This window comes from Cytobacillus sp. FSL M8-0252 (assembly GCF_038007345.1).
GTDB classification, from domain to species: domain Bacteria; phylum Bacillota; class Bacilli; order Bacillales; family Cytobacillaceae; genus Cytobacillus; species Cytobacillus kochii.
In genome coordinates this window covers 3,772,673-3,784,954 of sequence record NZ_JBBOWZ010000001.1, presented here as the reverse complement: position 1 = coordinate 3,784,954, position 12,282 = coordinate 3,772,673, and the positions used below count along the sequence as shown (strand labels likewise).

Sequence of the window (12,282 nt, the reverse complement as noted above, 5' to 3'; positions counted from 1 at the left end):
GGTTGGTGCTTATTAATCTTATATAGGAGGATGTTTTTAATAGATGTTAAGAATCTTAAATGTATGAAAAAAACCGAAGAAATCGGTTTGATTAGCGCTTATGAGTGAATATTAAAGAGAGCCCTCTTGATATTGAGGGCTATACAAATTTTAAACACCTTTAAGTAGTATTTAGATTTTTTTAAATAAACAATACTAGGTGCTGTTTTTTTTATATGGTAGCCTGGTTTAGTTCTTTCGTAAGTTAGTAAGAGTTCATTAATACTTAGATTTTTCATTCATCTCTATTTTTTTATTTAGCAAATCTTTACCCCAGGTTTGCATTGCTTCTAAAATAGGTATAAATTTTCGCCCCTGTTCGGTTAATGAATATTCTACTTTTGGTGGTACAACTTTATAAACTTCTCTGTGTACTAGGTTGTCCTCTTCAAGTTCTCTCAATTGTCTTGTTAAGATTCCTTTTGATATTCCAGGTAACATTCTCAATAATTCATTAAACCTAATGATATTATTTTGGCTTAAATGCCATAAAATCACGATTTTCCATCTGCCCGCAATTGCATTTTGGGTGACTGTTAATGGACAGATTTCTTGTTGTATTTCCTCAGTGATTGATTCATCTTGATAACTAAAACGTGCCATAATAAAACCTCCTTTTTCTCTAGGTGCTATTTTTATGACTATGTTATTAAAATGTGCCTACTTACATAAATCCTATATAACAAATAGTATAGATATTAGAATTAAAAATCAAAAATACACCATAGTGGAGGAGTTTCTATGAAAGTTTTAATAACTGGGGCAACTGGAAATTTAGGTTCTAAAGTTGTAGAATATTTACTTGCCAAATTATCAGTAGAAGAAGTAGTTGTTGGTGTACGTGACGACAAGTCTCAAAAAGCAATGGGTTATAATAAAAAAGGCTTGGAAGTGCGAGTGGCGGATTTTGAAAAGAAAGATACCCTAATTACTGCATTTAAAGATATAGATCGAGTATTTGTTATATCAACATTTGGTGATTATGAAACGGTTATGCGACAACATTTAAATGCAGTTGAAGCTGCCAAAGAAACAAACGTAAAACAAATTATTTATCCAAGTGTTACTAGATCAGAAGAAAATGATTTCTTCCTAGCAGTTCTTCATAGAGCACGTGAAATAGCTATTATTGAATCAGGTATCCCTTATGTAATTCTACGTAACAACTGGTATATAGAAAATGAGCTTAATACAATCCAAGGTTGTATGGATGGTGCCCCTTGGGTAACTTCTGCAGGTGAGGGGAAAATCGGTTGGGTATACCGACCAGATTTAGCTGAAGCAGCTGCAAATATTTTAGTAGAAGATGGTCATGAAAATAACATTTATGAACTTTCTGGTGAAAATTTAACACACCAGCAATTTGTTGATATATTAAATCAAGTAACAGGTAAGGAAGTTCCTTTAGTAGCAGTAGACGATGCTTCTTTTGAAAAAATGTTAAAAGATGCCGGAGTACCAGAAGCTTACCACCCTATGTTGGTAATGACTCAAAAAGGGATACGTGAAGGTGGCTTAGAATCCACACATTCCGATTTGGAATTCTTATTAAAACGTCCTGCTACATCATTGAGGCAAGCTCTTTTAAAATTATTAATAACTACTAAATAGGTCAATTAAATTTTCTGCAAAAACAAACAAAAATTTTATACCACTAAATGAACTTGCACTTATGTTAAAAAGCCTTTCCAGTTGGAAGGGCTTTTTAACATAAGTCACCATTATAAGTCAGTTACTTCAAATCGGAAGTTAACATGCCATACACAATACTATCTGTCCATTCATTTTTATTCCAAAAATCTTGTATGAAATGTGCTTCCTTTCTCATACCAATTCTTTCACATAATTTTTGTGAAGCTATATTTCGTGCATCTAGATTAGCCTGTATACGATGTACATTAAATTCATCAAATAATTTATAGACCAAACTACTTACTGCTTCTGTTGCCAAACCTCTACCAGCAACTTCATTTGAAAAACTATAACCAATCTCAACAGTATCTTTCATTTCTGTATACCATACGGATAAATCACCAACTACTATATTCTTGTATATAACTGCCAAACTTAACATGGATTCTTTAGTGAGTGCACAGTTTGCTAACTTTTTATCAAACCTTTTATTCATATCTTCGTCAGTCCACTTCTCATGTAATAAGAACTTACAAGTATCATCATTATTATAAATAGCAAATACATCCTGTAAATCATTACGCTTAAAAGGTCTGATTAGTAGTCTTTCTGTTGTGATATTCAAGTTAGTTCTTCCCCCTTGCTTTTATTCTACAAACATTTCTTATAGTATCTAGCCTCCTTTTATATGTTACCTTAAATACATATTTCACCATAGTAAATGAATAGCCTCTTCACCTAAATTCTCCGTTTCTTTAAGGAAAACCCTTCATTAACTCCTTAAATAAGTACATTTATAATAGGAGTGCTTAAAAGATGTTGGGATACATTCTCATCTTTAAGATGTAATTATATTGTTGCATCAATTATTGTTTACATCGATAAAAATACTAATGTTTAGAAACAAGAAATTTAAAAAGATGCAATGAGGAAGAAGTTTCTGAATAAAAATAAGCCCTTCTTAATGGAGGGGGCTTTTTAACTAAAGCACCTCTAGCCATTGAAACTGGCTCAATAAATGAAAGTCCCAACACCAATTATACAGTTGGGACTTTTAATACCTTATTTTACAAATGGAAATTTCCTGCTCTTTTTACAACCTTATGACCCCAAAATTGCTACTCCGTAATTCTAGACACCTTTTACAGTTCTTTTAGATTAAGTAAAACCTCTGTTAGCTTTTATTTTTATTAAAATGATGGATATGTAATTTTTCCTGTTTCTACTAATTCCTTCAAACCTAAGAACATATAATGCCAACCTTGTTCGGTCTCTTTTTTCCAATCTTCATGTGCTTTTTGAATATCTGCAGTAGTCCAATCTTTTTCATGGATTACGTTAATTTCTTGTGTGAAAATCATTTCACAGCCAGATTCAAGCGATTCGATTTCCACTGTAATGTCGTCTTCTAAATCACTAAATTGAGGCATTTTGAATGTGAAAACAAGTTTCGCTGGTGGTTCAACCAATTTGTATTCTCCAATAGCTCGATAATCTTTCCCATCCCGATGATCCACAACTTCCCATGTTCCACCTACACGAGGATTACTCTTTGCCACTTTATTTGTATTTTCCATGGTGAACATCCATTTCTTAATCGTGTCTGCTTTAGTCCACGCGTCAAATACTTTTTCTGCTGGAACATTAAATTTGCGTTTCATATTAAGGGTTGTTATTGATGTTTTTGCCATCTGAACCATCCTCTCAACGATTATTATTCTTTTGATTCATTCTTACGTCTTTACTACTTGAAACGTTGCTCTTATATACGAAAGTGGCCTTTCAAAAAAATAGTATAACCAATATTGGATAATATTACAAAACCATCAATGGTTAAATCTCGATACTTTTTCTTGAGAACGTCAGAATGAAAGCAGGATATCAAGAAGTTATCATTTCAGCCAATTTTCAAAGACTTTGTAGCCATCAATTTGTATTCATTCTCTACACCATACGTATCAGCGAGTTGTTGATAACACCAATGAGACTTAATCCCATATATGGATTCTAGGTATTCCTGCTGATCTTAAGTAATCCAATAACTGACCGGTATGAACAGATTCATGATAAGCAATTCGTAATAGCATGTCACCTAAATCTCGTATGTAACCTGCATCGGAACGGTCAATTTTTATATTAAATAGGTCTTCTTCTGAAAATGATTTAATTGTATTTATAAATTGCTGTCTATATGGTTCAGCAAAATCCAATTCTGCATTTACAGAAGTGAAAGGACGATTTTCGAATGGAGAATTGAATTTGGACAAACTCCTTCTATTTTTAATTGCTAGGTGATAATAATGTTCGCTTTCTAACACATGCCTAATCATTTCTAGGCATGTCAAGGCTTCATCATCAGGCTTCCATTCTAGCTTATCTTGAGGAATAGATGTCCAGACCTTAATACTTCTTCTTCTAATTTCGTTGAAGTTTAAAATAATTAAATTAACTGAGTTCATAATATCCTCCTTGAAAATTATATCTTTAATATACACGAATAAACGTTCGTGTTAAAGAGGATTAGTTGAGCATTTAAAAAACAAGATTAGAGGAGTGATGTAGAAGTAAGTGGAAGAATAAGAGAATAAGGCACAGGAGCTGCATTTAACAACGGACTTACTAGCCTTATTCAGTCAAATGAGGTACAGAATTACCATGGAATATGACAATACCATTTAGTGCATTCTTGTGGTTTTACTTCACCTGCAGCAGAAGCAGGAGAAACAATTGTTAAGGTGAGTATATTCAGGATCTTTATAATCGAGTTAGTAACTTATGGAACCGATTCATTTTCTGTCCAACCCTGCTCCTCTCTAATAACATCTTCATCTTCTGGGTTTACAGCATGTACTTTAATGGCAACCCCTGTTTTCAGAATGTTTGCACTTGATTATGTGCTTATACAATTTATGTGATGCTTCTAAAGGTGTTGAATGAGGTTTGTAGTGGGGGAGGATAATTAGACAAAAATAAAAGAAGCCCTGATAAATCAAGGCTTCTTGGTATGGAGAATAGGGGGATCGAACCCCTGACCTCATCGCTGCCAGCGATGCGCTCTCCCAGCTGAGCTAATCCCCCGCTAGATATATTGAAATTATAGCGGGAGAATGAATATTTTTCAATAGTCAAAAATAAAAAATTAGTGCAAGCTTTCTATTTCCATCGACTTTACTCCCGGCACTTGAGAAATTGTATGATAAAAGTCAGTTGTTTTTTTACGATAATCTACTGCAATAGTTAAATAAACTTGTGGGTAGCCCTCTTCAGTATCTTTAATTCTCATCCTGCGAATAGCCGCTTGCTGCTCTTTAATGGTATGAATAATAGTCGTGATCTGTTCCTTCGTTTCAACTGCCATTTTCATCGTAATCTCTTTTTCTCGTAGTTGTCTTGGGCCAATAAGCCCTAATAAGTAGGGAACAACTTCAACTGAAATAATAAGTAATACGACGCCTGCAACAGCCTCCATATAATATCCAGCTCCAACAGCGATACCAATTCCAGCTGCGCCCCAAATTAAGGCGGCGGTTGTAAGGCCGGAAATACTATCATTCCCTCTCCTCAATATGACCCCTGCACCAAGAAAGCCAATTCCTGATACAATTTGAGCTGCTAAACGTAAAGGATCCATTGTAATATTAATATCGTCATTACCTGGAAATATGTATGCTGATTCTATTGACACAATAGTGAGAAGACAGCTAACGATTGAAATGACTAGGCTTGTTTTTAAGCCAACTGGTTTACGTTTTAGTTCTCTTTCTAGTCCTATAATAAGACCAAGCACAGCTGAAATCCCTAACTTCATTAGGACATCCATTTCTAATCCGTACATAATATCGCCTGCTTTATCATTTAATAAATTTTAAATAAGTTACCTTTACTATAGGTTTAAGGTGTAAAATAGTCTATACCTAAATATCAATATATAGAGACAAGGTGATAGCATGGGGTAGTTAAGATGAATCCGCTTTTTGTATTAGCTATAGGAGTTGTTTCAGTTTCAACTTCAGCCATTTTTGTAAAGTTGATTTCAGCTCCCCCTGGTATTATTGCTTTTTATCGTCTCCTTTTTTCAGTCGTGCTTATGATGCCAATCTTTCTTTTAAAATATGTTCATGAAATTCGTCATATTACAAGCAAGGATTGGCTGTTTTCTATCATTGCGGGTATTTTTTTAGCTTTCCATTTTATTTTATGGTTTGAGTCTCTTCAATACACATCGGTTGCTAGCTCGACTGTGTTAGTTGCCTTACAACCGATTTTTGCATTTATAGGTACTTATCTCTTCTTTAAAGAAAAAACTTCTTGGAAATCCATTTTGTCAACTATAACTGCGATAGGCGGTTGTATCATTATTAGCTGGGGTGATTTTCTACTAAGTGAAAAGGCGCTCTATGGAGATTTGTTAGCACTCATCGCCTGTGGGCTAGTAACAGGGTATTTACTGTTTGGGCAGACCGTCCGTCAAAGAGTATCCCTGATTACTTATACATTTATTGTATACAGTATTAGCACATTGACACTTTTTATCTATGTCATGCTTAACAAACAACCTTTGTATCCTTATCAAGTAAATGACTGGATTTTTTTAATTCTCTTAGCACTTTTTCCAACATTATTAGGCCATACATTATTTAATTGGTCTGTAAAGTATTTAAGTACTTCTGTTATTTCGATGGCTACTTTGTTTGAACCTGTGGGTGCAGCCATTTTAGCTTATTTTGTACTACAAGAAAGAATAGCTTGGTCACAAATTTTGGGTGGGCTATTTGTTATAGTAGGGCTATCTTCCTTTTTAATAGATGAAAGAAGAAGAAGAAAGAAACGATTATAGGCAAATAATGAAGATCAAGTTTAGAAAATGAAGCAAAAGGTGAGCCAAGAATGAGCTCACCTTTTTTATATAAATAAATAGGATAATCTACTAAAAATAAATGCAGCTGTTACGGTGAAGATGAAAGTTCCTCCATAAACTTTACCTGGTGAATTAGCGATGCGAATACCTTCCACATAAGCGAATGAAAATAAAAAAAGGGCCATAATTACTGATACGTATAGTGCTACATCTTCCAGCTCTATTCACACCTTTCATATATAATAGAATGAGATTAGTAGATTATATGACCCATTCTCAACTTTATGACAAATATTTATGATAAGGATGAAGAGAAAGAGAGATTACTTATTGAGTTAAGACGGGAGCTTAGAAGAAGGGAAGAATGATTGAAGAGTATCTGAAGAGTATCTATATATAAGTAAAGCAAAAGATAATTAATAGTTTCTTGTGGTTATCAATTAATGGAAACGCTTAACTATATGATAGTTACGATACTTAATAAAAATATGAAAAACTTGATTAAAACTTTTAAAATTATATTGCAAACACTTTTTAATCATGATATAGTTATTTTTGTTCCCGATAAAAGAAAAATTTACTAATTTAATCACTTAAATTATTTTAAAAAAATAGTTGACGTGATGAAGACGGGATGTTATGATAATAAAGTCGCTTTTAAAGCGAACGAGATTGTTCTTTGAAAACTGAACGAACATAAAACGTCAAGCGTAATTCTAAAAAGCTGATTTATCAGCAACAAAGCACCATAGGTGCAAATGAGCTAATCAAACACTTTATTGGAGAGTTTGATCCTGGCTCAGGACGAACGCTGGCGGCGTGCCTAATACATGCAAGTCGAGCGAATCTGAGGGAGCTTGCTCCCAAAGATTAGCGGCGGACGGGTGAGTAACACGTGGGCAACCTGCCTGTAAGACTGGGATAACTCCGGGAAACCGGGGCTAATACCGGATAATATCTATTTATACATATAATTAGATTGAAAGATGGTTCTGCTATCACTTACAGATGGGCCCGCGGCGCATTAGCTAGTTGGTGAGGTAACGGCTCACCAAGGCGACGATGCGTAGCCGACCTGAGAGGGTGATCGGCCACACTGGGACTGAGACACGGCCCAGACTCCTACGGGAGGCAGCAGTAGGGAATCTTCCGCAATGGACGAAAGTCTGACGGAGCAACGCCGCGTGAGTGATGAAGGTTTTCGGATCGTAAAACTCTGTTGTTAGGGAAGAACAAGTATCGGAGTAACTGCCGGTACCTTGACGGTACCTAACCAGAAAGCCACGGCTAACTACGTGCCAGCAGCCGCGGTAATACGTAGGTGGCAAGCGTTGTCCGGAATTATTGGGCGTAAAGCGCGCGCAGGCGGTTCCTTAAGTCTGATGTGAAAGCCCACGGCTCAACCGTGGAGGGTCATTGGAAACTGGGGAACTTGAGTGCAGAAGAGGAAAGTGGAATTCCAAGTGTAGCGGTGAAATGCGTAGAGATTTGGAGGAACACCAGTGGCGAAGGCGACTTTCTGGTCTGTAACTGACGCTGAGGCGCGAAAGCGTGGGGAGCAAACAGGATTAGATACCCTGGTAGTCCACGCCGTAAACGATGAGTGCTAAGTGTTAGAGGGTTTCCGCCCTTTAGTGCTGCAGCAAACGCATTAAGCACTCCGCCTGGGGAGTACGACCGCAAGGTTGAAACTCAAAGGAATTGACGGGGGCCCGCACAAGCGGTGGAGCATGTGGTTTAATTCGAAGCAACGCGAAGAACCTTACCAGGTCTTGACATCCTCTGACAATCCTAGAGATAGGACTTTCCCCTTCGGGGGACAGAGTGACAGGTGGTGCATGGTTGTCGTCAGCTCGTGTCGTGAGATGTTGGGTTAAGTCCCGCAACGAGCGCAACCCTTGATCTTAGTTGCCAGCATTTAGTTGGGCACTCTAAGGTGACTGCCGGTGACAAACCGGAGGAAGGTGGGGATGACGTCAAATCATCATGCCCCTTATGACCTGGGCTACACACGTGCTACAATGGATGGTACAAAGGGCTGCAAGACCGCGAGGTTTAGCCAATCCCATAAAACCATTCTCAGTTCGGATTGTAGGCTGCAACTCGCCTACATGAAGCCGGAATCGCTAGTAATCGCGGATCAGCATGCCGCGGTGAATACGTTCCCGGGCCTTGTACACACCGCCCGTCACACCACGAGAGTTTGTAACACCCGAAGTCGGTGGGGTAACCTTTTGGAGCCAGCCGCCTAAGGTGGGACAGATGATTGGGGTGAAGTCGTAACAAGGTAGCCGTATCGGAAGGTGCGGCTGGATCACCTCCTTTCTAAGGAATATACGGAATTAACTTGATGTTAGACTGTTCGTTCAGTTTTGAGAGTATAATCTCTCAATTCAATCGTTCTTTGAAAACTAGATAATGTAATGAAGAAGATTACCGAGTAATCGCCACCTTAGTTATTTTTTCTCTCTATATATTATAGATTGATTTAAAATACTAAACTTTTTTAATAAACACAACCGAGAGGCTTGTGAGAAGCAAGCAGTTCAAGGAAGCGAGCGAGGAAACACCGGAGTGTGCGTCTTGTGCACATGAGGATGTTGACGAGTGAGCTGACGCCGAAATGCGTAGCTTATCGCAAGCCGAACAATGGTTAAGTTAATAAGGGCGCACGGTGAATGCCTTGGCACTAGGAGCCGATGAAGGACGGGACTAACACCGATATGCTTCGGGGAGCTGTAAGTAAGCTTTGATCCGGAGATTTCCGAATGGGGAAACCCCCTATCCGTTATGGGATAGGATCCATACCTGAATACATAGGGTATGGAAGGCAGACCCGGGGAACTGAAACATCTAAGTACCCGGAGGAAGAGAAAGCAAACGCGATTCCCTGAGTAGCGGCGAGCGAAACGGGATTAGCCCAAACCAAGAGGCTTGCCTCTTGGGGTTGTAGGACATTCTATACGGAGTTACAAAGGAACGAGATAGACGAAGAGGTCTGGAAAGGCCCGCCATAGGAGGTAAAAGCCCTGTAGTTGAAACTTCGTTCCCTCCAGAGTGGATCCTGAGTACGGCGGGACACGAGAAATCCCGTCGGAAGCAGGGAGGACCATCTCCCAAGGCTAAATACTCCCTAGTGACCGATAGTGAACCAGTACCGTGAGGGAAAGGTGAAAAGCACCCCGGAAGGGGAGTGAAAGAGATCCTGAAACCGTGTGCCTACAAGTAGTTAGAGCCCGTTAATGGGTGATAGCGTGCCTTTTGTAGAATGAACCGGCGAGTTACGATTACATGCGAGGTTAAGTTGGACAGACGGAGCCGTAGCGAAAGCGAGTCTGAATAGGGCGAATGAGTATGTGGTCGTAGACCCGAAACCAGGTGATCTACCCATGTCCAGGGTGAAGTCCAGGTAACACTGGATGGAGGCCCGAACCCACGTACGTTGAAAAGTGCGGGGATGAGGTGTGGGTAGCGGAGAAATTCCAATCGAACTTGGAGATAGCTGGTTCTCTCCGAAATAGCTTTAGGGCTAGCCTCATGCGTAAGAATCTTGGAGGTAGAGCACTGTTTGGACTAGGGGCCCTCATCGGGTTACCGAATTCAGACAAACTCCGAATGCCAAAGATTTATCCATGGGAGTCAGACTGCGAGTGATAAGATCCGTAGTCAAGAGGGAAACAGCCCAGACCACCAGCTAAGGTCCCAAAGTATACGTTAAGTGGAAAAGGATGTGGAGTTGCTTAGACAACCAGGATGTTGGCTTAGAAGCAGCCACCATTTAAAGAGTGCGTAATAGCTCACTGGTCGAGTGACTCCGCGCCGAAAATGTACCGGGGCTAAACGTATCACCGAAGCTGTGGATTGAACATCGTTGATGTTCAGTGGTAGGAGAGCGTTCTAAGGGCGTTGAAGCTAGACCGTAAGGACTGGTGGAGCGCTTAGAAGTGAGAATGCCGGTATGAGTAGCGAAAGATGGGTGAGAATCCCATCCACCGAATGCCTAAGGTTTCCTGAGGAAGGCTCGTCCGCTCAGGGTTAGTCGGGACCTAAGCCGAGGCTGAAAAGCGTAGGCGATGGACAACAGGTTGATATTCCTGTACCACCGTATTCTGTTTGAGTGATGGGGGGACGCAGGAGGATAGGGTAAGCGCACTATTGGATGTGCGTCTAAGCAGTTAGAGGGACCATGAGGCAAATCCCATGGTCATATACCTTGAGCTGTGATAGCGAGGGAAATTTAGTACCGAAGTTCTTGATTCCACACTGCCAAGAAAAGCCTCTAGCGAGGAATAAGGTGCCCGTACCGCAAACCGACACAGGTAGGCGAGGAGAGAATCCTAAGGTGAGCGAGAGAACTCTCGTTAAGGAACTCGGCAAAATGACCCCGTAACTTCGGGAGAAGGGGTGCTCATTAGGGTGTTAAAGCCTTGATGAGCCGCAGTGAATAGGCCCAGGCGACTGTTTAGCAAAAACACAGGTCTCTGCGAAGCCGCAAGGCGAAGTATAGGGGCTGACGCCTGCCCGGTGCTGGAAGGTTAAGAGGAGAGGTTAGCTCACGCGAAGCTTTGAATCGAAGCCCCAGTAAACGGCGGCCGTAACTATAACGGTCCTAAGGTAGCGAAATTCCTTGTCGGGTAAGTTCCGACCCGCACGAAAGGCGTAACGATCTGGGCACTGTCTCAACGAGAGACTCGGTGAAATTATAGTACCTGTGAAGATGCAGGTTACCCGCGACAGGACGGAAAGACCCCGTGGAGCTTTACTGTAGCCTGATATTGAATTTTGGTACAGCTTGTACAGGATAGGTAGGAGCCTTAGAAGCCGGAGCGCTAGCTTCGGTGGAGGCGTCGGTGGGATACTACCCTGGCTGTATTGAAATTCTAACCCACATCCCTTATCGGGATGGGAGACAGTGTCAGGTGGGCAGTTTGACTGGGGCGGTCGCCTCCTAAAGAGTAACGGAGGCGCCCAAAGGTTCCCTCAGAATGGTTGGAAATCATTCGTAGAGTGTAAAGGCACAAGGGAGCTTGACTGCGAGACCTACAAGTCGAGCAGGGACGAAAGTCGGGCTTAGTGATCCGGTGGTTCCGCATGGAAGGGCCATCGCTCAACGGATAAAAGCTACCCCGGGGATAACAGGCTTATCTCCCCCAAGAGTCCACATCGACGGGGAGGTTTGGCACCTCGATGTCGGCTCATCGCATCCTGGGGCTGTAGTCGGTCCCAAGGGTTGGGCTGTTCGCCCATTAAAGCGGTACGCGAGCTGGGTTCAGAACGTCGTGAGACAGTTCGGTCCCTATCCGTCGTGGGCGCAGGAAATTTGAGAGGAGCTGTCCTTAGTACGAGAGGACCGGGATGGACGCACCGCTGGTGTACCAGTTGTCTTGCCAAAGGCATCGCTGGGTAGCTATGTGCGGAAGGGATAAGTGCTGAAAGCATCTAAGCATGAAGCCCCCCTCGAGATGAGATTTCCCATAGCGCAAGCTAGTAAGATCCCTGAAAGATGATCAGGTTGATAGGTTAGAGGTGGAAGTGTGGCGACACATGTAGCTGACTAATACTAATCGATCGAGGACTTAACCAAAAACGAAAAGCGAAAGCGCCTTGCACAGGTGCGACAAGCATAAGACAGATTTGACAGGAGGTTGTTCTTTAACCTCATGACAAATTTGACTTATGACCTCGAGCACCTAGGCGCTGTGGCTGGACAATACGAAATGCGGGCGGCTCCAAGCCGCCGCAGCTAGACAGCA

Annotated in this window: 7 protein-coding genes, 1 tRNA gene and 2 rRNA genes; 4 read left to right on the top strand and 6 right to left on the bottom strand. The window is 40.9% G+C overall.

Going from position 1 to position 12,282, the window contains the following annotated elements; translation table 11 throughout:
• Positions 1-258 precede the first annotated feature (258 nt).
• Complete coding sequence (locus MKX83_RS19090) at positions 259-642, bottom strand: winged helix-turn-helix transcriptional regulator (RefSeq protein WP_307318079.1); 384 nt, start codon at positions 640-642, stop codon at positions 259-261.
• Between the two features lie 138 nt (positions 643-780).
• Here MKX83_RS19090 and MKX83_RS19085 point away from each other — a divergent pair, with 138 nt between their 5' ends.
• A complete protein-coding gene (locus MKX83_RS19085) occupies positions 781-1,650 on the top strand; it encodes an SDR family oxidoreductase (protein ID WP_341057128.1) in 870 nt (289 codons plus the stop codon).
• 121 nt (positions 1,651-1,771) lie between these two features.
• On the opposite strand, the gene MKX83_RS19080 is transcribed toward MKX83_RS19085, so the two are convergent.
• The 5 genes from MKX83_RS19080 to MKX83_RS19060 form a co-directional block, all read right to left on the bottom strand.
• Positions 1,772-2,296, bottom strand: coding sequence for a GNAT family N-acetyltransferase (locus MKX83_RS19080; RefSeq protein ID WP_340976150.1), 525 nt, complete (start codon positions 2,294-2,296; stop codon positions 1,772-1,774).
• A 565-nt stretch (positions 2,297-2,861) separates the two neighbouring features.
• A complete protein-coding gene (locus tag MKX83_RS19075) occupies positions 2,862-3,362 on the bottom strand; it encodes an SRPBCC family protein (protein WP_340976148.1) in 501 nt (166 codons plus the stop codon).
• Between the two features lie 297 nt (positions 3,363-3,659).
• Entirely contained in the window at positions 3,660-4,130 is a 471-nt protein-coding gene (locus tag MKX83_RS19070) for a DinB family protein (protein ID WP_307318072.1), read from the bottom strand.
• 546 nt (positions 4,131-4,676) lie between these two features.
• Positions 4,677-4,749 (bottom strand) — tRNA-Ala (locus MKX83_RS19065).
• Between the two features lie 61 nt (positions 4,750-4,810).
• The gene (locus MKX83_RS19060; protein WP_095372133.1) at positions 4,811-5,506 is read right to left on the bottom strand and encodes an MgtC/SapB family protein; all 696 of its coding nucleotides are present in this window, start codon (positions 5,504-5,506) and stop codon (positions 4,811-4,813) included.
• A 126-nt stretch (positions 5,507-5,632) separates the two neighbouring features.
• Here MKX83_RS19060 and MKX83_RS19055 point away from each other — a divergent pair, with 126 nt between their 5' ends.
• The 3 genes from MKX83_RS19055 (at position 5,633) to MKX83_RS19045 (ending at position 12,113) form a co-directional block, all read left to right on the top strand.
• The gene (locus MKX83_RS19055; protein ID WP_322910393.1) at positions 5,633-6,508 is read left to right on the top strand and encodes a DMT family transporter; all 876 of its coding nucleotides are present in this window, start codon (positions 5,633-5,635) and stop codon (positions 6,506-6,508) included.
• A gap of 797 nt (positions 6,509-7,305) precedes the next feature.
• Positions 7,306-8,854, top strand: a 16S ribosomal RNA gene (locus tag MKX83_RS19050).
• A gap of 326 nt (positions 8,855-9,180) precedes the next feature.
• A 23S ribosomal RNA gene (locus MKX83_RS19045) occupies positions 9,181-12,113 on the top strand.
• Together the 16S and 23S rRNA genes form the textbook arrangement of a ribosomal RNA operon.
• Positions 12,114-12,282 lie beyond the last annotated feature (169 nt).

Coding starts and splice junctions, on each gene's coding strand:
- MKX83_RS19090 (WP_307318079.1), bottom strand. CDS start 642: ATGGCACGTTTTAGTTATCAAGATGAATCAATCACTGAGGAAATACAA.
- MKX83_RS19085 (WP_341057128.1), top strand. CDS start 781: ATGAAAGTTTTAATAACTGGGGCAACTGGAAATTTAGGTTCTAAAGTT.
- MKX83_RS19075 (WP_340976148.1), bottom strand. CDS start 3,362: ATGGCAAAAACATCAATAACAACCCTTAATATGAAACGCAAATTTAAT.
- MKX83_RS19070 (WP_307318072.1), bottom strand. CDS start 4,130: ATGAACTCAGTTAATTTAATTATTTTAAACTTCAACGAAATTAGAAGA.
- MKX83_RS19060 (WP_095372133.1), bottom strand. CDS start 5,506: ATGTACGGATTAGAAATGGATGTCCTAATGAAGTTAGGGATTTCAGCT.
- MKX83_RS19055 (WP_322910393.1), top strand. CDS start 5,633: ATGAATCCGCTTTTTGTATTAGCTATAGGAGTTGTTTCAGTTTCAACT.